Genomic DNA, 25,076 nt, shown 5'->3' on the forward strand with positions numbered 1-25,076 from the left:
ATAGTTTCTGTTTGTCAGATGAATTTCAGAATACCTTTATTTAAGTCACTCTTTCCATCGGCTTCCCGTGATAATTCTGTCAAATGATCGCTTTTATCGGTATCACGGTAATGATCTGAAGAAAATAGAGCTGTTATCGGGTTTTCTTCCGGATGCCGACTGCCCAGGATTAGATACGTCTGTCGATAGTCAGTCCCGAATGGGAGAATGTTTAATGCATCGACGATGCGGTCATGCCATGAAGAAGGTCTCATTCGTCCGTTTTGTCGAACTTTTGCCATGCTTTAACCACCTGACCAGACTGCGCACCCCGGTAACGTTGGGTTGCGATTCCGGCGCATCATCAGGCAAGGGTAAATCAGAGGGATTCAGGATTTCCACCATCGCGCCCATGCCGTCAGCAGACGACCGGCTTACTCTGCGGCATAGCTGAGCCATAAAAGATCAGGATTGATGGTGGCTCCCGCTTCAGCAATGCGCTGATCAAAGCATTCAGTGTCAGGGCTGAATTGTTCCATTTTCTTCTGCGGAGGAATTGGGTGATTTTAAACTCAACACATATGAACTAACATATATGTTTTCGAAGGCGCGGAGTGGAAAATGCTACAGCCTGTTCAGCTTTTTAAAATCCTGTCGGATGAAACACGGCTCGCCATCGTGATGCTTCTGCGGGAATCCGGAGAACTGTGCGTATGCGATATCTGTGCAGCCACGGCCGAATCACAGCCCAAAATATCACGCCATATGGCGCTTCTTCGCGAGGCGAAGCTTGTGCTTGATCGTCGTGAAGGTAAGTGGGTCCACTATCGTCTGTCACCGCATATACCGGCGTGGGCCGCTGAGACAATCACGACGTCCTGGCAGTGCCTGCGGGAAGAGGTGCGAGAATGGCTGGCAAAATCGGCCTGCACCTCCTGCTGAGGCTGGAAACATATTCACGTAATCATATGTAATGGAGTCTGAAATGTTACTGGCTGGAGGGATATTTCTACTGACGCTAATACTGGTGATCTGGCAACCCAGAGGGCTGAGTATTGGCTGGAGCGCAAGTATCGGAGCTGCGCTGGCGCTCGGAACCGGCGTCATCCATATCGCTGATATTCCCGTTGTCTGGAATATCGTCTGGAATGCGACAGCGGCATTCATTGCGGTCATCATCATCAGCCTGCTGCTCGATGAGTCCGGCTTCTTTGAATGGGCCGCTCTGCATGTCTCCCGCTGGGGTAACGGACGTGGCCGCCTTTTGTTTACCTGGATAGTCCTGCTGGGTGCCGCTGTTGCTGCATTGTTTGCCAATGACGGTGCCGCGCTGATCCTGACGCCAATTGTTATTGCGATGCTGCTCGCGCTGGGATTCAGCCAGGGCACGACACTGGCCTTTATCATGGCGGCAGGATTTATTGCAGATACGGCCAGTCTGCCGCTCATTGTTTCTAACCTGGTTAATATCGTCTCGGCAGACTTCTTTGACCTGGGCTTTACGCAGTACGCCTCCGTGATGGTGCCCGTGAATCTGGCAGCGATTGTGGCCACGCTGGTGATGCTGCATCTCTTCTTCCGCAGGGATATTCCGGCGACCTATGACGTTTCGCTGCTGAAGACGCCAGCCAGTGCGATAAAAGATCTGGCAACCTTCAGGGCGGGCTGGATCGTCCTGTTATTGTTGCTTGTCGGTTTCTTTGTTCTGGAACCGCTGGGGATCCCGGTCAGTGCGATAGCAGCGGCTGGCGCAGCAGTGCTGTTTGTGGTGGCGAAAAGAGGCCATGCCATTAACACCGGGAAAGTCCTGCGCGGTGCACCCTGGCAGATCGTTATTTTCTCGCTTGGCATGTATCTGGTCGTCTATGGCCTGCGCAATGCAGGGCTTACGGAGTATCTGTCTGGCGTGCTGGATCTGCTGGCAGACAAGGGTTTATGGACAGCGGCGTTCGGTACCGGCTTCCTGACGGCGTTTCTCTCATCAGTGATGAACAATATGCCGACAGTTCTGATTGGCGCGCTGTCGATTGACAGCAGCACGGCGACCGGTGTCGTCAAAGAGGCAATGATTTATGCCAACGTGATTGGCTGCGATTTAGGGCCGAAAATCACCCCGATTGGCAGTCTGGCTACCCTGCTGTGGCTGCACGTGCTTGCCCGGAAAAATATCACGATTACCTGGGGATATTACGTGCGAACCGGCATTGTCATGACTGTGCCCGTTCTGTTTGTCACTCTGGCGGCGCTGGCGTGGCGGCTCTCTGTCACTTTGTAATGAGATACTGATATGAGCAACATAACCATCTATCACAACCCGGCCTGTGGCACCTCACGCAACACGCTGGAAATGATCCGCAACAGCGGTAACGAATCTGCAATAATTTATTATCTCGACACGCCCCCGACCCGTGATGAGCTTATCAAACTTATTGCAGATATGAGGATTACGGTGCGCGCCTTGCTGCGTAAAAACGTTGAGCCTTATGAACGTCTGGGTCTTGATGAAGAGACATTCAGTGATGAGCAGTTGATTGAATTCATGCTTCAATATCCGCTTCTGATTAATCGACCGATAGTGGTTTCGCCGCTGGGCACTCGTCTTTGCCGCCCTTCAGAGATCGTGCTGGAGATTCTGCCGGAAGGTCAGAAAGGCGCGTTTACAAAAGAGGATGGCGAGAAGGTTATTGACGAAACGGGGAAGCGGGTAAAGTAATCCGTCCACTTCAGGTGAACGGACGCCTGGTAACGCTATAGGGCGTCCGCTTTTCGCTCAAGGCTAAGCTCACTTATATATGTGGCCAATGAGTTAAGGGCTGTGGTTGGGCTAAACCCCGGCTCGACTGTGGCATTTTTTCAGTGACAGGGAGTAAACATGGAAGTAACAGTAGAAATATGTCCGCCAGATGAATGGGAATCCATGGTGAAAATTTTTACCGAGATGGAAGAGCACTACTATGGTAAGGGCATTATTCAGGAAGCACTGTTGAAGCATTATCTCAGTAACCGACTCTTCAGTCCGCTCTCCGCTACGCTGGTGCTCAGGGCGCGTCGCGATGCTGAAATCACTGGGCTGGCGTGTTGCACTATTCTCTATCCCTCGCCGCGGTACAGTGGCGAGCTGCACATTAAAGAGCTGTATGTCTCCCGGCGTGAGAGAGGTAAGGGCACGGGTAAATCCCTCATGTGTTTTATGGCGAAACTCGCTCTCAAGAATGAGTGTCGTAGCCTCAGCTGGAATGCCGAGAAATCAAACGCTGAAGCAAACGGTTTTTATCAGTCATTAGGGGGCAAAATAAATAGTGATATCGTGAATTATTATCTTCATGGTCAACTCCTCAGTGAACTGGCTTCCTGCAGTCCGGCACTGTCTGGCGACTCTGCCGGTCAGGCTGTCGCACCGATTTGGCCTGCGAGCAGGGCAGAGGGAACTGCGGAATAGTGATGTCAGGTCCGCTGAGTTCCAGAAGCGGGCCAGTCACCTGCACGCTGCCTGAGTATGCATTCACGGCCAGGGGTGTGTATGTATGCTGGCTGAGAAAATCGCGAAGTCAGAAAAGGGCTTCTTTAATGCTGATTTCCTCTACCCGGAGGATTGAGGACATGTCGAAACCTTTCATGTCAGACCTGAAGGCCTCGCTGGTCATATACTCCTGATTTATAGCCTGTATGTCGGCTCCCTCCTGATAGGTCACGGTAGCAATGACCTGACACTCATCACTCAGATAGACATGATTGACATATATATTAAAAGCGGGAAGAGAAATCGTATGCCGGGGCCAGTGTGTACGGAAATAAATTTCTGCTGACTGTCTGTCTTTGAGTGTGTAAATCCTGACCTGTTTCATCTCATCCATCCTGTTGTGTTAGTTTTCATAAAACGACCCGCCAAAGCATACTCACTTTATTTTTTAGTAAATTAGCAAAAGACCACTTTGCACCAGGATATGACATTTATAGCGAGGATTTTTTTAAAATCGCTGATGACGTTTCTTCTCTGAGCACTTCTGAAATAACACTCAGTACGAATTTAAGATGCTGACAAGGCCGGCGTAAATGATGGAGGCAGGCGAAGGGGCCGAAGGCAGAATGTTTTATCTGATGCACATCAGTGCAGACACCTCTGCAAGGCGTCTGCACTTTTCAGACGTTATGCGTCGCCATCTCCGCAACCCACACCCAGTGACGGATCGTCACAGCTTTTGTTAATCTCCAGATGGTGATGCCAGGCGGCCAGTTTTACCGCGCTTGCATCAACTGAAGCCCCCGGTTTTTTTACAGATACGCTTCCGGCTGAAGCTGAATCAGGGATTATCTGAGAAGGCTGCTCTTTTGCAAACGAAGCGCCCTGTAAACCGGCCACAACGACTGCTGCTAAAGCTGTCGTTTTAAGCGCGTTTTTAATCACAGATGCCGACATAATAAATCCTCTTAGCTTGAGTAACGGGACGCTGTCAGCTCTGAGTTGAGCGCAGCGCGTGTGAAAAACAATCATAAATCTGAGCGCAGAACACGCGATATAAGCCATAGCAGGCAGGCGCCGGTTAATAAGCATGTCTGCCATAAAATTTTATTACGTCATTTGCGATGTACGGTTATTCAGATTATATGACTGGCGCGGCGCGGTCAGGGTTATCACTGACAAAGCGGGCACCTTTCTTTTTCAGAATAATCCCCAGCGCATTAACAGAACCGGGAACGCATTGCGTAAAACAGGTATTTTGTCGTTGTGACTTAAACTACCGTAAGTCACGTCTGGAAATATACTCACAAAATCTGAGTTTGATGTTTCATTCGTTTTTATAGCGTGTAGCGTTATTTCCAGGTGTTACATAAAACATAACCATGATACTTAAATGACAGCCAGCGACTAAATCAGCGGTAAAAAAATAAAGTCTCATATAAATAATCTGATAATAATTAGCTGCTTAATATTTAACAAGCATAGCATCCACTCAGTGAATTTTTTGTCATCTTGTACAAACTCGAATAAAGCTATTTTCTCATTATGGCGTGTCGTCATGGAAAAACGTTGGGCATACTTTCAAACCTTTTCCACATGGCTTGTCGACTGAAAAAGCAATAACGAAAAGATGTCTCTTTGGCTGTCGAAGCTGGAACTAGTGGCCCACAAATAAATGTTGCGCGAGGTGGCGCGCGACGTGCGCCGGATTCAGCAGGCAAACATCACCGCGCAGCGTTCCCTGGACGGCACCGCATGGGAGCAGCCGTGCCGCGTAACCGCCCGCAGCAAAAAGGGGCGCATCCGTCGCGGCATGTTCGCAAAAATGAAAACGGCAAAGTACCTCAAGGCGCAGGCGAGCGCAGACGCCGCAGAGGTTGCCTATGTTCCGGCGATGCAGAAGCTGGCCCGCGTCCATCACTACGGCCTACGGGACCGGGTAAATCGACGCGGCACGATGGTGAAATATGCGGAGCGATCATTATTAGGTGTAAACAAAGAAGTAGAAACGCTAGTTAAAAATTTGCTTATTCAGTGGTTAGAATAATGCAAAAAACCATTTGAAAAGTTAGTCATCACTATTCTTCTTTGCTTTTTTTCATACTATCCTTTGCATTTTTTGCAACATCAATTAGTCCCATGATCAATTTTTCTTGTGGCATGGAGGGTGTTTTTTCTAGGTTGATATTGTGCGCTCGAAATAAGGACAAGTTTTTTGAAAACATTTCATGATCACCTTTACTCATCATAAAGGCCATTTGTTGGTTTTCATGATCAGCCCCAAGCTGCATATAATATTTGATAAAAACAAGGAGCACTCTCATCACGTAAGCTATAAACATTAATATACTCAAACTGATAAACAAAGAAGCTATTGATTCCGCTATTTTTTCTGAAGTACTTTTATATGGTCGGATATAGTTACTCCAGTTTGACAGAAGCTGGCTATCAACTTCATCATCAGTCATGGATTTAACTTCCCTCTCAACTTTATCAGCTCTTTCCTTAGAAAGTGATTTTGAATTAAGTCCTTCTTTAACTTTAGTTAAATATTGATCGCTGGAGGCTTGTAGAATAAGACCATTCAGCTTCTCTCTATTGTTTGAATCAATTGCAGCACTAATAGCATTTGCCAATGGAGAGTTAGATGTATTTTTGATGTTATACGCAATGAGTATAACGCCAGCAACAACAATAACGAGGAAATATATTAAGACAAAAACATTACGCCTCGTTTTTCTCGCTCTACCTTCAAGAGTTTTAAGAATATAACTATATGAAGCATTGTCGTCTTGATGAATGTTCATTCTTTATCCTTGATTTTGCTTCAAGTTGTTTAGTGGATGGCACAAAGGTCAATTAACGCATATTAAAGCGTTTTCATGGAATCTAGAAGTATGAATACACAATTGACCGAAATTATGCGCCTTATCACCAATCTGATCCGCACCGGGACCGTGTCCGAAGTGGACCCGGTGAACTGGCTGTGCCGGGTGAAAACGGGCGACCTCGAAACCAACTGGATCAACTGGCTCACCCTGCGTGCCGGTAATACACGCACATGGTGGAAGCCCACCGTGGGGGAGCAGGTCGTGCTGCTGAGCCTGGGCGGCAACCTCGAAACTGCCTTTGCGCTACCTGCCATCTATTCCGAAGCCTTCCCGCCGCCTGACTACTCGGAAGACGGCACCACTACCGTGTTTAAGGACGGCGGCTGGTTTCAGTACGAGCCGCAAAACGGCCAGCTGCTGATAAGGAATATTGAAAGCGTGCCCATTGAGGCGCAGGACGGCATTCAGCTGATCACCTACGCGCTGGGGATAGAAGCCAGCCAGACACGGATCAACAGTGACACCACAATGAACGACGATGTGACACACGGCGGCGGCTCTATGAGTTTTAACGGCGTTATCGCTGATAAGCACGTACACGCCCAAATGAAAACCGGCACTGATATGTAAGGAGGCCTGCAATGATGTACCCAGGCATGAACCGCGACACTGGCGAAGCCATTACCGACATTGACCACATACGGCAGAGCATGCGCGACATCCTGAGCACCCAAGAAGGTAGCCGCATTGCCCAGCGTGATTACGGTTCGTTGCTGTCCGCGATGATTGAATGACCGCAGAACTGCAGGTAATGGCCGCCACCTATACCGCACTGAGCCGCTGGGAGCCACGCATCCGGCTGGCCTCGGTAAACATCACGCTCAATGTGGACGGCTCTATGCAGGTTGATCTTACCGACCAGCGTGCTGACGGCTCGCCGGTTGCTATGTCTGTACCAACGGGGGTGAACAGTGGCGGTAATTGACCTTTCTCAGCTGTCCTCGCCGCAGGTTATTGAGGTGCTGAACTTTGAAACGCTGCTGGCTGAGCGCAAAGAGGCGCTGATTGCGTTTATCCAGCGGATGAACAGGCCGACATGCGCCTCGTGCTGGCGCTGGAATCTGAACCGATTGTGAAAAACCTGCAGGAGAACACCTACCGGGAAGTCCTGCTGCGCCAGCGTATTAACGAGGCGGCGCAGGCGGCAATGTTGGCCTATGCCATCGGCAGCGATCTGGACCAGCTGGCCGCCCGTAACAACGTGAAGCGGCTGACAATTACGCCTGCGAATCCCGACGCGGTGCCGCCGGTGTATGCGGTGATGGAATTGGACGACACGCTTAGAGGAAAAAGAGTGGTCATCACAGGCCGTGGCAGGGGATTTGGTCAGGTACTTTGCGTGTGGCTGGCGCGAGAGGAGGCCGAAGTCAGTTTAGCGCCTGGCGGGAGGAGAGCATACAAACTGCCTGCGGCATGCCGGGTTTTACGAACTCCATTGCGCATCCTGCTTTTTTTGCCAGTAAACAGGGTCTGAGCGGTTTCACCACTAAACTGTCCCAGCAGCTTTCCGAAGAAAACATTCGTGTTACGGGTCTTTATCCGCCGGATTTTGAACTGACGGGGCTTGAGCCGTTTGTCGACGACGGCTCCAGAATGGGAGAGCGCCTGATGAATGGACGCTCTGTGTGGGAGACAATTCACTTTGTGCTGACTCAACCGCGAAGCTGTCACATAAGTTCCATCTGGTTTCAGGGGCCAACCCGCGAAGAGCTGGAAAACGTTGCGCATAAAAGCGGTTAAAAGCCTGCTCTGCTTTTATTCCGGCGACAGGCGTTGATGCATACAGGCGCATCATCCCGGACGCGGAGATAGCGCTGACTCAGTACCTCGCCCGGCTGCTGCTCAGGCGTGGAAAAACCGTCGGTGGCGGCATTGGCGCCGGTTCATCCGGCACGTTAATCAGCATGCGCAAAAAGGACCCGGCCCAGGCATGGCTGTTGTGTATATGCAGGATGTTCATCAGACGGGCATGCAGATTTCGCCGTTCGCGTAACGGCATCTGCAATGCAGTATGTACCGCACTGGCCATGCCGTCAGGATCGTAAGGGTTAACGGTGATGGCACCCTCCAGCTGCTCGGCTGCACCAGCAAACTGGGAGAGGATCAGCACGCCGGGATTATTCGGGTCCTGCAGAGCGACATACATTTTGGCCATCAGGCTCATGCCCGCCATTAATGGCGTCACCAGCGCCACGCGTGAGGCACGATAGATCCCGGCCTGTTCCTCGCGGCTGTAAGCCTGCGTCAGATAGTTCACCGGATACCAGTTCATGGCACCATGTACCCCGTTAAACTCTCCGCAGCGCGCCTCCAGTGCCTGGCCCACTGCGGACGCATCATGTTCGTGTCCGGCTGCCGGTGAGGCCAGCTGCAGCAGCGTAATGTTTTTCTGATAGCAGTCATGTCTGCGCAGCAACACTTCAAGGGTACTGATTCGGTAAGGCAGGCCTGAACTCTCATCAAGATGGCCGCCGCTGAGCACCCTGTTTTCCGGCAGGCTGTCGCGGCACTGCATCTCCATAAAGGCACAGCTGTTGCTCTCGCGCAGTGCCTGGACATCATCCAGGTCAATCCCCACCGGAAATACGCCCACCCTGATAATCCGGCCGTGAACACGAAAACAGTGCGACTCCAGGCGTTCAGTCCGGAATTCCCCCTCCAGCCAGACGATAAAGTTATTCATATCCTGCACGGTCTGAAAGCCAATCAGATCGCAACACAACAGCGACTCCGTCAGCCAGCGCCATTCAGGAATGGTTTCAAATATCCTGCCCGCGGGGAAAGGCTGATGCAGGAAAAAACCCACGGCCTGGGTCAGTCCCTCTTCACGGAGAAAAGCGGCACAGCCAAGCAGGTGATAATCCTGAATCCAGATAACATCATCGGGCGTGATGTTTTCACAAATCGCGCGCGCAAAGGCTTTGTTGAGGCTTTTATACGCCTGGAAGCCGCTGGCGGAAAACCGGGCCATGTCGGGGCGCTGATGAAAAACGGGCCAGAGCCCTTTGTGAATATAATGGCGATACCCTTCATTCAGCTCGCCCGGCGTCATCGGGAAGGTAACGGTTTCATACTGGCCTGTCTGCTGCACGGCGCAGGGTCTTGATGCATCGTCAGGGATGACGCTGCTTTTGCCATCCCAGCTAATCCAGAGTCCTCCCTGTCGGGAAAGAATGCCGTCATAGATAGCTGTAAGCGTCGAACGTTGACACTGATTATGAGAAACAAGGATCAGGCCTGACATGATGTATTCCTTAAGGGCTGGCTGCAGGCAGGCAAAAGCGCCGCGCAGCCTGTCGCTGTTAATCGGAGGTCGGAGAATAAACTGAAGAAAACCGCTCATGCGTGTGCGCCCCGACGGCTTAATGCCTGCTGGCGCTGTTTGTGCAAACCGGGGTGTGATTCCCGTCATGCAGCGTCGTCACGTAGACGCCGGGTAATGATGGAAAAGCCATAAATCCGTTGCGTTCGAAAAAGTCCGGAACGGGCTCGCCCATGGCGATGATATTACGGCAGCCTCTGGCGCCGGGATGTGACAGGCAACAGTGCAGCAGCCATGAGCCGAGCCCGACGAAACGATACTCGGGCGAAATGAACAGATTCCTGATCACCCAGGTTTCCACCATGTCGGTCACGACCCGGGCAAAACCGATTTGTCGGTCATTGCGGTAAAGACCAAAACAGAGGCTGCTGTTCAGCGCCAGCGTCAGTGAGCGGGCATCCGGGAGGGTTGCGCCCAGCCACTGCGCAATCAGGCGCGTGTTCAGCAGCGCCGGATCCGTATTGACCTCAATGGCATTTCTGAACCATTTGCGGGGTGAGATAAGACGCAGGCGCTGTTGTTCAGCAAGCTCAGCCACGGCAGCATCGCTGCCTCCCGCTATGGAATAGGGCTTAGTAAAACATTTCATCCACGACTTCCCTGAACATGGGCGCAGAGGCGCCCGGAGTCGCTAATTAAAACGTTCAGCCCGTAAAAAAGGCGTAAAAAGAACCGGATGAAGTGTAAAAACGCTGCAAATCAGTCATCAGACTTTAAGGAATCGAAAATCGGGCGTGCAGCAGCGACCTCTGATCCTGGCCTTATCACCTCATGCGCCTGGCGATGAAGGCCGCGTGACCTTGCCCTGGAAAATGACCGGTCCGGACGGTCCGCTTAACGTTGATCCTCCAACCGGTTCCAGGCTTATCGCCAGGACCGTCTGATGATCTAACGTACCAGGAGGAAGCGGGAAAACGTTATGGTCAGGGTGCGTAATGAGGCCCAGCGATCGCGGCGGGGCACTGCCTCTGATCAGCCACAGCTGCAGGTTCTTGTTTTGCGGCAGCGTAATGTTAAGCGCAGAAAGCTGAAGGCGCGAAGCGGCCCTGTCCAGCGTCACCACAAATTGTGCATCGGGCTGCGTGCCACTGAGAACCGCAATCGGCTGCTGCGCCTCGGGGATTCCCGGCTTGTTCAGGTAAGTAAAAAGGAGCAGACCCGAGAGTGCCGCGGCAAGGCCCCAGCCCAGCCAGAAGCCGGGATGGCGGAGCGGCAGTTTTGTGGTGGCAGCGTGCCGGTTAATATCCCGCTCAATCTGCCGCCAGACAGCCACGCGAGGTGTGGCCTCCGGGGTGATCAGATCGATACCGCTGAACGCTTTCTGCCAGTGCAGCACCTCCGCGGCAAAGGCGTCATCTTCAGTCAGGCGTTTATCCAGCCTGAGACGGGTTTCCGGGTCGCTGAGTCCCAGGACATATTCTGCCGCCATCAGATCGTCGTGTTCGGGACCATTCATAGGCCTATGCACTCCCGAAGGTGAGTTAACGCGCGCCGGATCCAGCTTTTTACCGTTCCTTCAGGCTGCCTCATGGAGAGGGCAATCTCACTCTGGGACAGGCCACGGTAGTAGGCGAGCGAGAGGCTTTGTCGCTCTTCAGCAGGTAAGTGTGCCATACAGTGCTGAAGCCGCCGCGCCTCTGCATGACTCTCATCGGCGGGAAGAGATGTCTGAAAACCCGCTTCCGCTTCGCCGATCTCTTCCATGGAGCAGCACCGGTTCTCATGTTTACGCAGGAAATCGATCGCCCGATTACGGGCAATGTGACTCAGCCAGATGTGCGGTTCACTGCGCCGCTCATCGTAATAGGTTGCTGACTGCCAGATTTGAATAAAAGTATCGTGCAGGATCTCTTCTGCCCAGTCCCGCCGTCTGACCATCCGCAGAATAATGCCGTAAAGTCGGGGCGAGAGGACGCGGTAAAGCTGCGCGAGTGCCGCTTTGTCGCCGCAGGCTATCCGGTTCATTAAGTCGGCCTGAATCGGGGGCACATTTTTTGTCATCGGCTTCCCTGTGAAAGGTGTGGCCACCGTGCTGGTGGCCACACACACTATAGGTAACGCGTTATGGCATCAGCACGGTGTCGATCACATCGATAACGCCGTTACTCTGGTTAACATCATACGTTGTAATGCTGGCAATATTGCCCTGCGCATCTTTAAGCTGGATGTTATGCGGGCCATTTGCCATCACCCACAGCGACGCACCATTTACCGTTTTCAGCTCGGCCTTGCCGCCACCCGCTTTGATCTTCTTCTCCAGTGCTTGCATATCCAGTTTTCCTGAGACCACATGGTAGGTCAGGATGCTGGTGAGTTTCTCTTTGTTCTCAGGTTTCAGCAGAGAGTCGACCGTGCCCTGCGGCAGTTTTTCAAACGCCTCATTGGTGGGTGCAAAAACAGTGAATGGGCCTTTGCCTTCGAGCGTCGGGACCAGCCCGGCGGCTTTAACGGCGGCCACCAGCGTGGTGTGGTCCTTTGAGTTAACGGCATTCTGTACGATATTTTTTGACGGGTACATGGCGGCACCGCCGACCATCACCGTGTCGCTGCTCATGCTCGCCGCGTAAGTGGCACTGCTGAAAACTAAAGCTGAAAAAATCAGAGTTGGCAGGAATGCTTTCATTTTCACTTCCCTCATTGAGTTTGCAGACAGGGCCAGAGTGCCCCTGTCTGTTAATACGAATGAGCAGGGAAAACGGATGAAAGAAATTTAAAATATTTTTCTGTCATCCCATCTGCCTGAACCCAAAGCCAGCCCCACACAGGCAGATTGTCCAGGTGGGATGCAACGTCGCTTTGCAGCCTGCCACTACACCTGAAAATCGCCGCGGGATAGATGTTACCGGAAAATCTTATTGAAAAAGTCACACAGGCCGCCGTTAGGGTTGTATTCAAAAGACGTCCTGATAAAAAAAATAAAAATCAATGCATTAGAATATTTTAAGCCATGCGGCTATGTCCATTTCGGCCGCTCAGCGCTTCGGATAACGCTGACTTTCCCCAATCCTTGCGCCAGATTGTGAAAAAGCTGCTAAACCTTAAGTCAGAGATACGCGCGTAAAGATTAGGGTTATCACGCTATTCCCCGATTCAGATCCCGTCAGCAGTAAGCCAATAAAAACTATATCTTTCAGCCCGCCAACAATGGGAAGCAGACAATGTCGGAAAAAATATCGCTAACAATGCAGGTCAATGGCCAGCCGCAACAGATGCAGGTCGACCCGCGGGTCACGCTGCTCGACGCACTGCGCGAGCATCTTAATCTGACCGGCACGAAAAAAGGGTGCGACCAGGGACAGTGCGGAGCCTGCACGGTGCTGATAAATGGTGAAAGAGTGCTGAGTTGTCTGACCCTGGCGGTTCAGGCGAACAACGCGCAGGTGACCAGCATCGAAGGGCTGGCCTCCGCCGAAGGTGAACTGCACCCGGTGCAGCGCTGCTTTATGGAAAATGATGCCTTTCAGTGTGGCTACTGCACGCCAGGCCAGATTATGTCTGCCGTCGCCTGTATCAAAGAGGGCCATGCCGGGTCAGAGGATGAGATCCGTGAATATATGAGCGGCAACCTCTGCCGCTGCGGCGCCTATCCCCACATCGTGGATGCGATTAAACAGGCCGCCGCCGAAATGGCGAAGGAGTCGGCATGAATGAATTCAGCTGGAAAGTAGCGCAGTCGCCTGAAGACGCCGCCGCCCTGAAACAGCAGGCTGGCAGCCAGTTGCTGGCGGGGGGCACCACGCAGCTCGATCTGATGAAATGTGGGGTTTTCACGCCACCGCAGTTAATTGGCATCACCGGACTGACCACGCTTAAAACCCTGCAGTTTGATGAAAACCGCATCACGGCGGGTGCGCTGGTCACCATGAGCCAGCTGGCCGATCATGCTGAGTGTCAGCAGAGGGCACCAGCCATCTATGGCAGCCTCTGGCAGGCCGCATCGCCGCAAATCCGCAACATGGCGACGCTGGGAGGCAATCTGCGTCAACGCACCCGCTGCGCCTACTACCGCGACCCGGCGACCTTCTCTGCCTGTAATAAGCGCAACCCCGGCTCCGGCTGTGCCGCACGGGATGGCGTCAACAGCAACCACGCTATTCTGGGTGCCAGTGACAGCTGTATTGCCGTCTATCCGGGCGATCTGGCGGTTGCGCTGGTGGCGTTTGACGCCATTGTGGTGGTGCAGAATCAGCAGGGTGAGACCCGCCGCATCGCGATTGATGACTTCTTCCTGCTGCCCGGCGATTCGCCCGATCGTGAGCACGACCTGCGCGAGGATGAGATCATTGTGGCGATCGAAGTGCCGCAGACCACGTCCCTTCGTCACTCACACTACCTGAAAGTCCGGGATCGCAGCTCCTACGAATTTGCCGCCGCCAGTGCCGCCGCGGGCTTTACGCTGGAGAACGGGGTCATGCGCCAGGTGCATATTGCGCTGGGTGGCGTGGCGACCAAACCCTGGCGGGTCAGGTCGGTTGAGCAGGCGCTGGAGGGACAGCCGTTCAATGAAGAGACGGTGTTCCAGGCCGCAGAGCTGATCACGCAGGAGACGCAGGCGCTGGCTCACAACGCCTATAAAGTAAAACTGGCGCCGCGGGTCATTGCCCGCGCGCTGATGGCAGCAGGAGAAACCGCATGAGTGACGTGAATGACAAGGTGCGTCGGGATTTACTAAAGGCCACGGCGGCGATCTCAGCGGCGGGCAGCCTGGGGCTGCACATGCAGAGTGTCAGCGCCAGCGACAGCGCCACGGCTATGCCAGAAACGGCCAGTCCGGTTCAGGGATTAGGCGCAGCACGCTCCCGGGGTGACGGCAAAGTGAAAGTCACCGGTGAAGCGCGCTACGCGGTCGAGCATCAGCCGGAAAATCCGCTCTATGGTGTGGTCATCCAGTCCACCGTCGCCAGCGGTCGTATCAGCCGGATGTCCGTGGAAAAAGCGCAGCAGGCCACAGGCGTGCTGGCGGTCTACACCCATCTGAACCCCCTGAAAATTAACAAGCCCACCGCCATCGCAGACGGTGGCGCAGCGCAGTCAACCTACACCCCGATTCAGGACGATAAGATCATTCACAATGGTCAGAACATCGGGCTGGTGGTGGCAGAAACCTTTGAACAGGCTACCTGGGCCGCCTCGCTGGTTGAGATTGAGTATGAAACCTCCAGAGGCCTGATTTTCGCCACTGATGAGGGCGTGGAGCCGAAACCGGTGTCGAAGCAGGATATCGATATGGGTGACGCAGAGCAGGCGATGCAGCAGGCCGACGTGCGTCTGAACGAGCGTTACACCACCCCGCGCGAATACAACATGCCGATGGAGCCGCACGCCTGCGTGGCACACTGGCAGGAGGGCAGGATCACCGTCTGGGAGCCCAGTCAGTGGGTGGCGGGCGCGCAGGTGGAGATCGGCGAGTGGATGGGCATTGAAACCGAAGCCGTGCGGATTATCTCGCCTTACGTCGGCGGCGGCTTTGGTTCAAAACCGGTGCCTTACACCCACGTTGCACTGGCGTGCGTGGCGTCACGCGCGCTGAAGCGCCCGATCAAAGTGTCGCTGACCCGCCCGCAGACCTTTACCGGCCTGGGCGGTCGTCCGGCTACCTCGCAGCAGCTGGAGCTGGGCGCCTCGCGTGACGGTAAAATTCAGGCGATTATCCAGCGCAGCTTCAGTGAAACGTCACTGATTGACGTCTTCGCCGAGAACTGCAGCAAGGTGACCGCCCGCATGTATGCGGTGGAGAACGTCTCCGCTCAGCATCAGGTGCGCCCGATCAACACCGTCACGCCTGGCTGGATGCGTGCGCCGGGTGAAAATCCCAGCGCCTTTGGCCTTGAAGTGGCCATGGATGAGATGGCCTATGCCCTGAACATCGACCCGCTGGAACTGCGGCTGCGCAACTGGGCCGATAAAGATTACCAGCTGGATCTCCCCTGGAGTTCGCGCCGTCTGAAAGAGGCGTATCAGAAAGGGGCAGAGGCGTTTGGCTGGGACAGGCGGATTATGACGCCGCGCTCAATGCGGGAAGGACGCGAACTGATTGGCTGGGGCATGGCCTCCGGCACCTATCCGGTCAACAAACTGCCGGCGGAGGCGAAAATCATCCTGACGCCGCAGGGCCGGTTTGTGGTGCAGTGTGCAGGCGCAGATATCGGTACCGGCACCTACACGATTCTGGCGCAGACTGCCGCCGACATTCTGGGCGTCGACTCCACCACCATTGAGGTTGAGCTGGGTGACACCCGCTTACCGCGCGCCGGCGTCGCGGGCGGTTCGCAGCTGGCAGGTAACGTCACCGCCGCCGTGAATGACACTGCTAAAAGAATGCGCGCGCAGCTGCTGAAGCTGGCCAGCGAGCTGCCACAGTCGCCGCTCAATGGCACCCCCGCCTCTCAGCTCACGCTGAAAGGCGACGCCGTGCAGCACACTCTGCGCAGCGGGCTGGCGGTTTCACTGGCACAGCTGGCGACGCTGGCACCGGCAGAGAGTCTCACGGTCACTGGCGGCACCTTCCCGGATGATATGTCGCAAAGTGAGCGCGACAAGATGGTGCGCAACCTGAATGACATGAGCCGTCCCGAAGCGTTTTCGGCGCACAGCTGGAGCGCGCAGTTTGTGGAAGTGCGGGTTGATGAGGATTTCGGCACCATCCGGGTAAAACGCATGGTGGCCGCGCTCGACAGTGGCCGTCTCTACAATCCGAAACTGGCACGCAGCCAGTGGATTGGCGGGATGATCATGGGGGTCGGTCAGGCGCTGATGGAAGAGGGCATTATCGATCCGCGTAATGGCCGGGTGATCAATAACAACCTGGCGGACTACCTGGTGCCGGTCAACGGCGACATCCCGAGCATTACCACGATCAACGTCGGGGAGCCCGATTTTGAGGCGACCACGATGGGCGGGAAAGCTGTCGGAGAGCTGGGGATTGTCGGCGTGGCGGCGGCGATCAGTAATGCCGTGTTCCACGCGACCGGCAAGCGCGTCCGCGATCTGCCGATTACGCTCGACAAGATCATCTGAGACGGTTCCTGACCTGCTCCGGCAGGCCGGACAGAGGTCAGGCGGGCGCAGGCTGAAGGCTGCGCCCGTTTTTACGCTGCAGGGAGAGAGAGTGAAGATAGCGTTAATTGTGCTGGCTGCCGGACTGAGCCGCCGTTTTCGTCAGCAGGGGGGCGAGCATAAGTTACTGGCCCGCCTTGATGGCAAACCGCTGCTGCAACATACGCTGGAACAGGCCGCGGCCAGTGGACTTGACCTGTTCGTGGTGACGCGTCCCGACGCCGCTGCGCTTCAGGCGCTCTGCACCTCCGCCACGCTGGTATTGTGTGACAGCGGCGGACTGGGGGAGTCGATCGCGGCAGGCGTTAACGCCACGCGCGACTATGACGGCTGGCTGATTGCGCTGGGAGATATGCCGTTTGTGTCAGTCGCGAGTTACCGCGCCGTCAGCACGGCGCTGGCAGACGCGCCTGTCGTCCGACCCTGGGTGGCGGGCAGGCCGGGGCATCCGGTGGGCTTTCAGCGTCACTGTTATCCGGTCCTGAGCCGCCTGCAGGGCGACAGCGGGCCGCAGGCACTGGTGAACGCGTCCGCCGTCCGCCTGCCGCTGCACGATCGCGGCTGTCTGTGTGACATCGATTTTCCTGCCGATCTGCAGTTAATAAAGGAATTCTCATGATAACGCTGGATCAACGCGTCATTAATGCCGCCCTCAGCCATGCTCAGGCGGGGCGGGCGGTGTGGCTCTGCACGGTGCTGCGCACCTACGGCTCCTCCCCGCGCGCGCCGGGGACACTCATGACGGTCAGTGAGACCGGCGAGAGTTGCGGCTCGCTGTCGGGCGGCTGCATTGAAGAGGATTTTCTGGCGCAGCTGGCTACCGGGGCTTACCGCGACAGCAGTCAACGGGTGCGTTACGGCGAAGGCGGAATGCGGCCTGATGTCAGCCTGCCCTGTGGCGGCAGTCTGGAGATCGTTATTGAGTTTCTGCCGCCCGATGAGGCCACGCTGGCCCTGCTGACGGCGATGCAGCGGGCGCTGAGCGGGCAGCAGCCGCTGGTAAAAATGATACGCCCCGGTGAACGGGCGCAGTGGGAGACGATCGCCGCCAGTCGGGTATTACCCGCACTGGATGCCAGCGAGCAGCAGATCGTGCTGCCGGTGGGAGCGATTCCGGAACTGCTGGTCGCGGGCTATTCCAGCGTGGCCTATGAGTGCATCCGGCTCGGCCAGATTCTGGGTTTCCATGTGCGGGTCTGTGAGCACCGTCCGGAGATGCTGACGGAGCTGGAGAGCCATTTCGGCGGCGCAGACAACGTGACGCTGGTGTCACAGCATCCGGCGCGCTGGCTGGAACTGAACGGGGCGCATGCGGCGGTGGCGATTGTGGCGCTGACCCACGATCCGCGCATCGACGATTTGACCATGATGGAGGCGATTGCCACCCCTGCCTTCTACATCGGCATCATGGGCTCAGCCAAAAACAGTGAGAAGCGGCGGGCGCGTCTGCAACAGATCGCCGGTATGGATCGTGCCGAACTGGATCGCATCCATGCGCCCATCGGTCTGCCTATCGGCAGCAAAACCCCGGCAGAGATTGCGCTGTCGGTAATGGCCGATATTGTCCGCATCAAAAACGGCGGCCAGTCAGCCGCCTGACCGCGCCGTGTCCGGTGCCAGCCGGTAGAGGTAAGTGCCGGAGAAGGGGATCGGCAGAAATCGCTGGAACAGTTCACGCAACGTCTGCTCCGGGTCAACATCGCTGAACAGCTGCGGATAGAGCGTGGTGGCAAAGAACTCGGTTGCCACCACGTGCCACGGACTGAGGTAGAAGTTGTGCCAGATCGCCCCGGTGTGGCCGTCCCGCAGTGCGGTCAGCTGCTTCAGGGCGTGCTGCTGACCGGTCAGTGCCGGCAGGCTCTGCCGGGTCTGCGCGGCGGAGACGTCGGGTCCGAGTTTAAGTGACCCGGCCTCATCCGCGCTGCCGGTGCCGGTGGCAAAGTAGAAGTCGGGCCGGGCGGCGATGACGCTCTCCTCGCTCAGTCGCCCGAACACCCCGTTGACCTGCTGGCTGGCAATATTATCCCCGCCGGCAAAGCGCAGCAGGTCGCCCAGATTACCCTTTACCGAAGTCACGCAGCATTCATTTCGTCGGCCAAGATGCAGCTGCAACAGCACGCGGGGCCGGGGGCCATGATAATCAGCCAGCCGCGTTTCAATGCGCTGCATATGGGTGCGGTAGAAATGATTAAACTCAGCAGCCCGCTGCGGCTGATTCAGCACGTCCCCCAGCAGCGTCATGCTGCGTTCCGTATTGTTCAGCAGGTCAACCCGCAGGTCGATCTTCACCACCGGGATATGCGCCGCGCTGAGCATCTTCTCCAGCAGGGCGCCGTTTTCACCGTCACGCGCCAGCTGCGGCAGGACAACCACGTCGGGTCTGAGTGCAATCACCTGTTCAGGGTTCATGTCATTGACCCCATCCAGCCCCAGTGGCGTAATCTCGCGCATCTGCGGAAACTGGCGGGCAAAAGCCTGCCAGGTCTGAGGATCATACTTTTTCAGGTCGAGCGGCCACCCCACGATATGCTGCAGCGGATTGCCTGGGGTCAGCAGCGCGACGCTGTAGAGCATCCGGCTTTCACCCAGCACGATGCGTTGCGGATGATCGGGCAGCGTCACCTGGCGACCGGTGATGTCGGTCAGCGTCCGCGCGCCTGCGCCGGCGCTGATGCAGAGCAGGCCGAGCAGCAGCCCGGCACGCAGCGATTTAAAATTCCACACGGGCCTGTACCATCAGGTTACGGGTTTCACCTTCACGGACGCGCAGATTGCCGCCGCTTGAACTGTAGTAGTGCTGGTTGAACAGGTTATTCAGATTCAGACGCAGCTGGGTTTTTTCACCAAACAGGCGATTGTTCCACGCCACAAAGGTGTCTGCCACCACATAGTCGGGCAGGGTAAAGCTGTTATCAGGATCGCCTGCACGGGTGCCGACATAGCGGGCACCGCCGCCGAGTCGCAGTGAGCCTGGCAACCCGCTGACCTGCATCTCATGACTCAGATAGAGCGCACCAGACTGGCGCGGCGCATTCTGCAGCCGGTTGCCGTTGTTGTCCGGATTGACCCGGTCGCTGACGATCTCCGCCTGGTCATAGCTGTAGCTGGCGCTGAGATCCCAGCCGGGAGAAATCTCGCCGTTCAGCTCAAACTCCGCGCCGGTAGATCGCGCCTTATCAATCGCCCGCGTGCTGCCATTGATGTTCAGCGACATCGCCTTTTCATCAATGCGATAGAGAGCCACGGTCGCCAGGAGTTTCGGCGACAGCTGCCATTTACTGCCAACCTCCCAGCTGGTGCCCTGTTCCGGCTTGCCGACGTTGCCATTGTCATCCACGTCGGTGGAAGGGGTAAACGACTTGCTGACGCTGGTGTAGAACGAGAGGTCGGGCGTCAGTTTGTAGATCACCCCTGCCTGCGGCAGAAATTTATTTCCCTCATCGTTCAGGGTTTCCACCTGCGGATTCACACCGCGAGAAGCACGCTGTTCGTAGTGCTGATAACGGCCGCCCAGCACCACAATCCAGTCGGATGAGAGCGAAATGCTGTCCTTGAGATAGAGTGAACGGCTGTGAATGCGGTTCAGGTTATTGGCCGCGGTTCTGTTTTCCGTGCTGGCATCGGTCACCGGAGAGAGCAGGTCATAGTCGGGACTGAAGTAGCTGAACTGACGGTTGACCCTGCCCTGATACTGATGCGCGCGGTAGGTCTGGTTCATCTCATAATCTGTCCCTGCCACCAGCGCGTGCGACATGCCGAGGATTTCTGGATTCCCCAGCAGATCCCAGCTGACATATTTGGTTTTATGGTTAAAACCACGATTGGCATCGGCACGGCGCGTGACCACGCCGCTGCTGGCATTCACCGCCGTCACCCGCACTTCATTATTGTCATAGCGCCGCTGGTTCCAGCCCAGGGTCAGACGGGTTGTCCACTCGTCGTTAAACTGCCAGTCGTAGTGCGCGTTCAGGGTTTTGTTATGTCCCCAGGCGTGATTGGCTTTGTCATCCAGACGATCTTTATAGCCGATATCAATCGGCCGGCCATTGATAAAGGCGGTGCCGCGATCGTAGGGGATATCATAACGGTAGTCGGCATAGCTGATCAGAAAGCTGGCCTGCTCACCAAACCATTGCAGTGAGGGGGCCACCAGCGTGTGCTCCTCACGGCCGAAGTTGCGCCAGTAATCCTGATTCTGTTTTTCGGCAATCAGCCGGAAGGCGAAACCCTTGCCCAGCGGCCCGGTGACGTCCAGCGTGCCTGCTCCGCCGCCTTCGCTGGTGTAGCGTCCGCTGACGCTGGAGTGCCAGTTGTACTGCGGCTTTTTGCTGACCACATTGATGATGCCGCCCGGATTCTGAATGCCATAGAGCAGGGAGGAGGAGCCTTTCAGCACCTCCACCCGCTCCGTGGTGGCATCGACGTTAAGGCCCTGACTGCTGCGGATTCCATCGCGGTAGATCGACCCGTCGGCATTGCTGCCGAAGCCGCGTCGCACAAAGCCATCCTCGGTTCCGGCCAGGGTGTTCGCTTCGCTCACCCCGCTGACAAAACGCATCGCTTCTGCCAGCGAGCTGACCTGATAATCCTCCAGCTGCTGCTGTGTCACCACGCTGACCGACTGCGCTTCATCCAGCCGGGCAGTGGGCATTTTGCTGGCAACGCTGCTCTGGCTGGCGCTGTAATTTCCTTCCGGATTCGCCTCTGCGGTGACGGTGATATCCGGTGCGCTGTCGGTTGCTGCTTCAGCCTGCGGCAGCAGGATGCTGCCGCAGATCGCCACGACCAGAGCAGAGTGCCGGGCCGGATAACGGGAGTCTGAACTGTTTTTCATTTTTCTTTTCGTTTCTGAAGCTGAGGTCAATAACGCCCGGCATGACCTTCTGTCGGTCACACAGGGCTTCCCTGGAGGTCTTCTGCAACATGCAGTGTGTTAAACAGCGAAGCGTTAAGCCGGAAGGGGGGAAGAACCTCTCACCGCCCCGACGACAATGCTTCTCATCTGTAATTGAGAATCATTCAATCATCAGCCGGTGTAGTAGTAAATATAATTTAATCGTAAAATACTACATTTCGCCTGAGGCAAATTTTCAGCGGAAGGCTAAGTGAAGCTCTGTTTATCTGTCTGTAATATAATTAAATTACTTATTTTTAGTCTGAATGTTGACGCTTAATCCACAGCGTTATCAGGTGAATAATCAGACACTCCGACTCTTTCACTACATCTTTTTCGCCGATCGGGTCGTGAAAATGAGAGCGTAATTGAGAGACGAAAAGTTAATTCCCCCTGAATCAGGTGAAGCATGAAATCGATCCGGACAGTAAAGAACAGAACCGATGTGCTGGCAGAGCGCCTGCGCGCCAGGGAAAAGCAGCTCTCGCCGCGTCTGCTTGCCGTAGCCCGTTACCTCGATCAACAGCGCGAAACGGTGCTGGAGAGCACGGCGATGGAGATCGCCCTGGCAAATCAGACCTCAGATGCCACCGTCATCCGCGCGATTCAGGCACTGGGTTTTAGCGGCCTGCGCGACCTGAAAGAGACGCTGAAAGTCTGGTTCGGGCCGGCGCTGACTTCCGAAGATAAGATGGTGACGACCGTCAGTGAGGTGACCAGCGACGTGAGCAGCGCCATCGACTTTGTGCTGTCGGGCCACCGCCACGCCTGTGAGGTGCTCTCTCAGCCGCAGAACCGCGTGGCGGTCGCGGATGCGGTCACGCTGCTGAGCGAAGCGCGCGCCGTCGCGATTTTTGGCATCAACGCATCGGGCATTCTGGCGGACTATAGCGTGCGGCTGCTTAACCGCATCGGCCTGCCAGCCTTTTCACTGAACCGTTCTGGTGTGGCGCTGGCTGAACAGATGCTGGCGATGCAGCGGGGCGATGTGCTGGTGATGATGGCACAGCAGTCGGCACACCGGGAGGGGACAACGGTCGTGCGTGAGGCGAAACGGCTCGGCATTCCGCTTGTGCTGCTGACCAACGCCACCGACTCCTTTTTTGCCCGCGAAGCCGATGTGGTGATCAACGTGCCTCGTGGCGGTGAAAAAGGACGCATTCCGCTGCATGGCACCATCATGGTCTGTCTGGAGATGCTGATCCTGTCGGTGGCTTCTGCGATGCCGCAGCGCACGGTCAAAACCATGAAACGTCTGCAGGATTTCTATCGTGGCCTGAAGCCCGCCACTAAAAAGTAGCCGCGCTGACTCCGCTGTAGCCGGTGCGGCCGCAGACCGCTTTCACGCCAGATTTTTCCCGCTTTGCGAGCCAGATCTCGCCTTTTTCTCAGCCTCTTTCGCCGGACGACTACGCTTACTGCTAACCGCGCCATCGGGTGCGGTTCGTCCTCCTTTACCCCTGTGCGGAGCTGCTGATGAAACCCCTTCACGCGCAAACCCTTTTCTGCTGTGCGATCCTGAGTCTGCTGTCACCGTTGCCCGCCGCGGCATGGAGCCACCTCACCGTCTTTGGCGACAGCCTGAGCGATGGCGGGAACGTAGGGCGCTTTACCTATGATGGCGCAACCCACCCGCTGTATGACGAGATCGTCGCGCAGTCGCTGGGCGATACCTTACGTCCTTCATCGCAGGGCGGAAACAACTATGCCGAGGGCGGTGCCGTCGCGGTACCGGCGATCAACCCCCTGTTTAATACCCAGGATCAGCTGCAAAGTTATCTGGCATCCCGCGGCGGGCGGGCCGATCCCGATGGCCTCTATATCCACTGGATCGGCGGCAATGACTTAGCGGCGGCGGCGCTCTCCCCCCTGACTGCCCGGCAGCTGGTCGATAACAGCGCCGGTGCGGCGGCCTCACAGGTTAGCCGGTTGCTGGATGCCGGCGCCGGAACGGTGATTGTGCCGACGGTGCCCAACGTGGGGGCCACCCCCGCGCTGTTGCAGGCGATTCTGCAGACGCTCGGACCCGCCGCGCAACCGGCCACGGCGGCGCTGTTTCAGTCGCTGAGCACCCGCACCACGCCAGACCGGGCCGCGCGCGAGCAGGCGATTGAAACGGCTCTGGGTGAGGCGGCGGGGCAGCTTTCTGCGATTCCGCCGATCCGTGAGGCGCTCGCGCAGCAGCTGATCGCTGCCTGGCGGTTACTGAGTGAGGCCGCCTCGGCGCTGACCGACCGTTACAATCAGGCCGAAGAGGAGGGGCTGCTGGCGGCCCGCGGCAACATCGCCCGGGTAGATATCAATGGCCTGTTTAATGAGGTGATCGATAATCCGGTCCGCTATGGACTCACCAACACCGCCGGCATGGCCTGCCCGCCCGGCGTGTCGTCGATGGACTGCACCGCTTCCACGCCGGGATTTTCATCCTCGCAGCAGTATCTGTTTGCCGACCGGCTGCATCCCAGCCCGGCCGTCCATGCGCTGATCGCCGATTACATTCAGTCAGTGCTTAACGCACCGCTGCAGGTGGCGGCGCTGAGCCGTGCCCCCTCAATGCTGGTGGGCGATGCGCAGAATACGCTGGATGGGCATCTGCAGCAGCAGCGTCAGCAGCCCGCAGAGGCGGGCACGTTAACCGTTTTTGGCGGTTACGCCGGGCAGCAGCGGGATTTTCGTGGCGACAGTCTGCTGGATGGGGATGCCACCAGCGCCACCGGCACCGTGGGGGTGGGCTATCAGCTGACCGATGCATGGCAGGCCGGCGCGATGCTCTCCACCACCTCGCAGCGCCAGCAGCCCTCGTCGCGCTTCGATTACCGCTTGCGCGGTAATCTGGTGGCGATCTGGAGCCAGCTGAACTACCTCGACCACGGCTGGATAAACGCGGACGCTCACTATGCCGATCTGGATTTCGACGATATTAAACGCCAGGTGAAACTGGGGCCTGCGACCCGCACCGAACAGGGTAACAGTGGCGGGAAAGTGCTCGGGATGCGGGTGCAGACCGGCTGGGACTTTCCCGTTGGCCGTTACGTCACGACCGGGCCGGTGGCGAGCTATGCGCTCGACTACACGCGGGTCGGCGGCTATCAGGAAGAGGGCAACAGCAGCACCTCTATGCGCTTTGGCGACCAGACCCTGCACGCCCAGGTCGGCTCCCTGGGCTGGCGTATCGACAGCAAAGATTTGCCGGTCAATCCCTGGGCGCAGATCAGTTACAACCATCAGTTTGGTGACAGTGACTCCGCGGTAACGGCCGGACTGAAATCAACCCGCACCGCCTTTACCCGCAGCAGTGATGGCAGGGATGATAACTGGATCAACATGGCCGTGGGAGCCAGCGTGCCGCTGGGTGCCGCAGTGAATGCTTTTGCGGGCGTTTCGGCCGTGGCGGGTAACAGTGAGACGCATCAGGTGACGTGGAACGTGGGAGTGAATGCCCGTTTTTAACCGGGCAGATCAACGGCGCTGACG

Annotated in this window: 24 protein-coding genes and 2 pseudogenes; 15 read left to right on the forward strand and 11 right to left on the reverse strand. The window is 56.3% G+C overall.

The genetic code is table 11. The features are described 5' to 3' along the window. Positions 1 to 14: 14 nt before the first annotated feature. Positions 15 to 281 (reverse strand): hypothetical protein, encoded by a 267-nt coding sequence (locus HFD97_RS08390; protein WP_167431776.1) that lies wholly within the window; start codon positions 279 to 281, stop codon positions 15 to 17. Positions 282 to 600: 319 nt separating this feature from the next. Between HFD97_RS08390 and HFD97_RS08395 the strand changes: the two genes are divergently transcribed. The 4 genes from HFD97_RS08395 (at position 601) to HFD97_RS08410 (ending at position 3,418) form a co-directional block, all read left to right on the forward strand. Beyond that, on the forward strand, positions 601 to 921 hold the full coding sequence (locus HFD97_RS08395) for a transcriptional regulator (protein ID WP_009092791.1): 321 nt from the start codon (positions 601 to 603) through the stop codon (positions 919 to 921). Between the two features lie 43 nt (positions 922 to 964). Next, complete coding sequence (locus tag HFD97_RS08400; RefSeq protein ID WP_058957056.1) at positions 965 to 2,254, forward strand: arsenic transporter; 1,290 nt, start codon at positions 965 to 967, stop codon at positions 2,252 to 2,254. Between the two features lie 12 nt (positions 2,255 to 2,266). Further along, positions 2,267 to 2,692 (forward strand): glutaredoxin-dependent arsenate reductase, encoded by a 426-nt coding sequence (arsC, locus tag HFD97_RS08405; RefSeq protein ID WP_167431777.1) that lies wholly within the window; start codon positions 2,267 to 2,269, stop codon positions 2,690 to 2,692. A 159-nt stretch (positions 2,693 to 2,851) separates the two neighbouring features. Next, positions 2,852 to 3,418: an N-acetyltransferase gene (locus HFD97_RS08410; protein ID WP_167431778.1), complete on the forward strand. Its 567-nt coding sequence runs from the start codon at positions 2,852 to 2,854 to the stop codon at positions 3,416 to 3,418. Between the two features lie 109 nt (positions 3,419 to 3,527). Here the strand turns inward: HFD97_RS08410 and HFD97_RS08415 are convergent, their stop codons facing one another. Next, on the reverse strand, positions 3,528 to 3,824 hold the full coding sequence (locus HFD97_RS08415) for a hypothetical protein (RefSeq protein WP_140029313.1): 297 nt from the start codon (positions 3,822 to 3,824) through the stop codon (positions 3,528 to 3,530). 302 nt (positions 3,825 to 4,126) lie between these two features. Then, entirely contained in the window at positions 4,127 to 4,540 is a 414-nt protein-coding gene (locus HFD97_RS08420; protein ID WP_244319765.1) for a hypothetical protein, read from the reverse strand. Positions 4,541 to 5,114: 574 nt separating this feature from the next. Between HFD97_RS08420 and HFD97_RS08425 the strand changes: the two genes are divergently transcribed. Further along, complete coding sequence (locus HFD97_RS08425; RefSeq protein WP_167431779.1) at positions 5,115 to 5,486, forward strand: phage virion morphogenesis protein; 372 nt, start codon at positions 5,115 to 5,117, stop codon at positions 5,484 to 5,486. A gap of 31 nt (positions 5,487 to 5,517) precedes the next feature. Here HFD97_RS08425 and HFD97_RS08430 read toward each other — a convergent pair whose 3' ends face one another. Then, positions 5,518 to 6,246 (reverse strand): hypothetical protein, encoded by a 729-nt coding sequence (locus HFD97_RS08430; protein WP_167431780.1) that lies wholly within the window; start codon positions 6,244 to 6,246, stop codon positions 5,518 to 5,520. Positions 6,247 to 6,336: 90 nt separating this feature from the next. Between HFD97_RS08430 and HFD97_RS08435 the strand changes: the two genes are divergently transcribed. From HFD97_RS08435 to HFD97_RS22165, 3 genes and pseudogenes are all read left to right on the forward strand, one after another. Next, complete coding sequence (locus HFD97_RS08435; RefSeq protein WP_167431781.1) at positions 6,337 to 6,900, forward strand: phage baseplate assembly protein V; 564 nt, start codon at positions 6,337 to 6,339, stop codon at positions 6,898 to 6,900. Between the two features lie 11 nt (positions 6,901 to 6,911). Continuing rightward, a pseudogene (locus tag HFD97_RS08440) lies at positions 6,912 to 7,255 on the forward strand (GPW/gp25 family protein). Next, positions 7,242 to 7,615 (forward strand): annotated as a pseudogene (locus HFD97_RS22165) (baseplate assembly protein); the annotation flags it as partial. The pseudogenes HFD97_RS08440 and HFD97_RS22165, both read left to right, overlap by 14 nt. A 534-nt stretch (positions 7,616 to 8,149) precedes the next feature. Here HFD97_RS22165 and HFD97_RS08450 read toward each other — a convergent pair. From HFD97_RS08450 to HFD97_RS08470, 5 genes are all read right to left on the reverse strand, one after another. After that, positions 8,150 to 9,574 (reverse strand): trehalose-6-phosphate synthase, encoded by a 1,425-nt coding sequence (locus HFD97_RS08450; protein WP_167431782.1) that lies wholly within the window; start codon positions 9,572 to 9,574, stop codon positions 8,150 to 8,152. A gap of 118 nt (positions 9,575 to 9,692) precedes the next feature. Beyond that, the gene (locus HFD97_RS08455; RefSeq protein WP_167431783.1) at positions 9,693 to 10,241 is read right to left on the reverse strand and encodes a GNAT family N-acetyltransferase; all 549 of its coding nucleotides are present in this window, start codon (positions 10,239 to 10,241) and stop codon (positions 9,693 to 9,695) included. A gap of 180 nt (positions 10,242 to 10,421) precedes the next feature. Further along, positions 10,422 to 11,108, reverse strand: coding sequence for an anti-sigma factor domain-containing protein (locus tag HFD97_RS08460; RefSeq protein WP_167431784.1), 687 nt, complete (start codon positions 11,106 to 11,108; stop codon positions 10,422 to 10,424). Beyond that, positions 11,105 to 11,653, reverse strand: coding sequence for a sigma-70 family RNA polymerase sigma factor (locus HFD97_RS08465; protein ID WP_046102791.1), 549 nt, complete (start codon positions 11,651 to 11,653; stop codon positions 11,105 to 11,107). The genes HFD97_RS08460 and HFD97_RS08465 overlap by 4 nt, the downstream gene beginning before the upstream one ends. Positions 11,654 to 11,714: 61 nt before the next feature. After that, positions 11,715 to 12,275: a fasciclin domain-containing protein gene (locus HFD97_RS08470; RefSeq protein WP_167431785.1), complete on the reverse strand. Its 561-nt coding sequence runs from the start codon at positions 12,273 to 12,275 to the stop codon at positions 11,715 to 11,717. Positions 12,276 to 12,834: 559 nt separating this feature from the next. Here HFD97_RS08470 and HFD97_RS08475 point away from each other — a divergent pair. From HFD97_RS08475 to HFD97_RS08495, 5 genes are all read left to right on the forward strand, one after another. Next, on the forward strand, positions 12,835 to 13,299 hold the full coding sequence (locus HFD97_RS08475; RefSeq protein ID WP_009092803.1) for a (2Fe-2S)-binding protein: 465 nt from the start codon (positions 12,835 to 12,837) through the stop codon (positions 13,297 to 13,299). Beyond that, positions 13,296 to 14,288, forward strand: a complete 993-nt coding sequence (locus tag HFD97_RS08480; RefSeq protein ID WP_111207254.1) for a xanthine dehydrogenase family protein subunit M — start codon at positions 13,296 to 13,298, stop codon at positions 14,286 to 14,288. The genes HFD97_RS08475 and HFD97_RS08480 overlap by 4 nt, the downstream gene beginning before the upstream one ends. Next, positions 14,285 to 16,669, forward strand: a complete 2,385-nt coding sequence (locus tag HFD97_RS08485) for a xanthine dehydrogenase family protein molybdopterin-binding subunit (RefSeq protein WP_167431786.1) — start codon at positions 14,285 to 14,287, stop codon at positions 16,667 to 16,669. The genes HFD97_RS08480 and HFD97_RS08485 overlap by 4 nt, the downstream gene beginning before the upstream one ends. 91 nt (positions 16,670 to 16,760) lie before the next feature. After that, positions 16,761 to 17,327, forward strand: coding sequence for an NTP transferase domain-containing protein (locus HFD97_RS08490; RefSeq protein ID WP_167431787.1), 567 nt, complete (start codon positions 16,761 to 16,763; stop codon positions 17,325 to 17,327). Next, positions 17,324 to 18,307: an XdhC family protein gene (locus HFD97_RS08495; protein WP_167431788.1), complete on the forward strand. Its 984-nt coding sequence runs from the start codon at positions 17,324 to 17,326 to the stop codon at positions 18,305 to 18,307. The genes HFD97_RS08490 and HFD97_RS08495 overlap by 4 nt, the downstream gene beginning before the upstream one ends. Here the strand turns inward: HFD97_RS08495 and HFD97_RS08500 are convergent. Together HFD97_RS08500 and HFD97_RS08505 are read right to left on the reverse strand one after the other, a co-directional pair. Further along, a complete protein-coding gene (locus HFD97_RS08500; protein ID WP_167431789.1) occupies positions 18,296 to 19,432 on the reverse strand; it encodes an ABC transporter substrate-binding protein in 1,137 nt (378 codons plus the stop codon). The genes HFD97_RS08495 and HFD97_RS08500 overlap by 12 nt on opposite strands. Then, positions 19,419 to 21,542 carry a TonB-dependent siderophore receptor gene (locus HFD97_RS08505; protein WP_167431790.1) on the reverse strand — a complete coding sequence of 708 codons (2,124 nt, stop codon included), beginning with the start codon at positions 21,540 to 21,542 and terminating at the stop codon, positions 19,419 to 19,421. The genes HFD97_RS08500 and HFD97_RS08505 overlap by 14 nt, the downstream gene beginning before the upstream one ends. A gap of 469 nt (positions 21,543 to 22,011) precedes the next feature. On the opposite strand from HFD97_RS08505, the gene HFD97_RS08510 reads away from it, so the two are divergent. After that, the gene (locus HFD97_RS08510; RefSeq protein ID WP_009092811.1) at positions 22,012 to 22,902 is read left to right on the forward strand and encodes a MurR/RpiR family transcriptional regulator; all 891 of its coding nucleotides are present in this window, start codon (positions 22,012 to 22,014) and stop codon (positions 22,900 to 22,902) included. 176 nt (positions 22,903 to 23,078) lie between these two features. After that, on the forward strand, positions 23,079 to 25,052 hold the full coding sequence (locus HFD97_RS08515; RefSeq protein WP_167431791.1) for an autotransporter outer membrane beta-barrel domain-containing protein: 1,974 nt from the start codon (positions 23,079 to 23,081) through the stop codon (positions 25,050 to 25,052). Positions 25,053 to 25,076: the final 24 nt, after the last annotated feature.

The organism is Pantoea sp. EKM103V, assembly GCF_011800365.1.
GTDB classification, from domain to species: Bacteria; Pseudomonadota; Gammaproteobacteria; order Enterobacterales; family Enterobacteriaceae; genus Pantoea; species Pantoea anthophila.

Excerpts from the sequence above, each read along its gene's own strand:
- HFD97_RS08390 (WP_167431776.1), bottom strand. The coding sequence starts at position 281 with ATGGCAAAAGTTCGACAAAACGGACGAATGAGACCTTCTTCATGGCAT.
- HFD97_RS08395 (WP_009092791.1), top strand. The coding sequence starts at position 601 with ATGCTACAGCCTGTTCAGCTTTTTAAAATCCTGTCGGATGAAACACGG.
- HFD97_RS08400 (WP_058957056.1), top strand. The coding sequence starts at position 965 with ATGTTACTGGCTGGAGGGATATTTCTACTGACGCTAATACTGGTGATC.
- arsC (WP_167431777.1), top strand. The coding sequence starts at position 2,267 with ATGAGCAACATAACCATCTATCACAACCCGGCCTGTGGCACCTCACGC.
- HFD97_RS08410 (WP_167431778.1), top strand. The coding sequence starts at position 2,852 with ATGGAAGTAACAGTAGAAATATGTCCGCCAGATGAATGGGAATCCATG.
- HFD97_RS08415 (WP_140029313.1), bottom strand. The coding sequence starts at position 3,824 with ATGAAACAGGTCAGGATTTACACACTCAAAGACAGACAGTCAGCAGAA.
- HFD97_RS08420 (WP_244319765.1), bottom strand. The coding sequence starts at position 4,540 with ATGGCAGACATGCTTATTAACCGGCGCCTGCCTGCTATGGCTTATATC.
- HFD97_RS08425 (WP_167431779.1), top strand. The coding sequence starts at position 5,115 with ATGTTGCGCGAGGTGGCGCGCGACGTGCGCCGGATTCAGCAGGCAAAC.
- HFD97_RS08430 (WP_167431780.1), bottom strand. The coding sequence starts at position 6,246 with ATGAACATTCATCAAGACGACAATGCTTCATATAGTTATATTCTTAAA.
- HFD97_RS08435 (WP_167431781.1), top strand. The coding sequence starts at position 6,337 with ATGAATACACAATTGACCGAAATTATGCGCCTTATCACCAATCTGATC.
- HFD97_RS08450 (WP_167431782.1), bottom strand. The coding sequence starts at position 9,574 with ATGTCAGGCCTGATCCTTGTTTCTCATAATCAGTGTCAACGTTCGACG.
- HFD97_RS08455 (WP_167431783.1), bottom strand. The coding sequence starts at position 10,241 with ATGAAATGTTTTACTAAGCCCTATTCCATAGCGGGAGGCAGCGATGCT.
- HFD97_RS08460 (WP_167431784.1), bottom strand. The coding sequence starts at position 11,108 with ATGAATGGTCCCGAACACGACGATCTGATGGCGGCAGAATATGTCCTG.
- HFD97_RS08465 (WP_046102791.1), bottom strand. The coding sequence starts at position 11,653 with ATGACAAAAAATGTGCCCCCGATTCAGGCCGACTTAATGAACCGGATA.
- HFD97_RS08470 (WP_167431785.1), bottom strand. The coding sequence starts at position 12,275 with ATGAAAGCATTCCTGCCAACTCTGATTTTTTCAGCTTTAGTTTTCAGC.
- HFD97_RS08475 (WP_009092803.1), top strand. The coding sequence starts at position 12,835 with ATGCAGGTCAATGGCCAGCCGCAACAGATGCAGGTCGACCCGCGGGTC.
- HFD97_RS08480 (WP_111207254.1), top strand. The coding sequence starts at position 13,296 with ATGAATGAATTCAGCTGGAAAGTAGCGCAGTCGCCTGAAGACGCCGCC.
- HFD97_RS08485 (WP_167431786.1), top strand. The coding sequence starts at position 14,285 with ATGAGTGACGTGAATGACAAGGTGCGTCGGGATTTACTAAAGGCCACG.
- HFD97_RS08495 (WP_167431788.1), top strand. The coding sequence starts at position 17,324 with ATGATAACGCTGGATCAACGCGTCATTAATGCCGCCCTCAGCCATGCT.
- HFD97_RS08505 (WP_167431790.1), bottom strand. The coding sequence starts at position 21,542 with ATGAAAAACAGTTCAGACTCCCGTTATCCGGCCCGGCACTCTGCTCTG.
- HFD97_RS08510 (WP_009092811.1), top strand. The coding sequence starts at position 22,012 with ATGAAATCGATCCGGACAGTAAAGAACAGAACCGATGTGCTGGCAGAG.
- HFD97_RS08515 (WP_167431791.1), top strand. The coding sequence starts at position 23,079 with ATGAAACCCCTTCACGCGCAAACCCTTTTCTGCTGTGCGATCCTGAGT.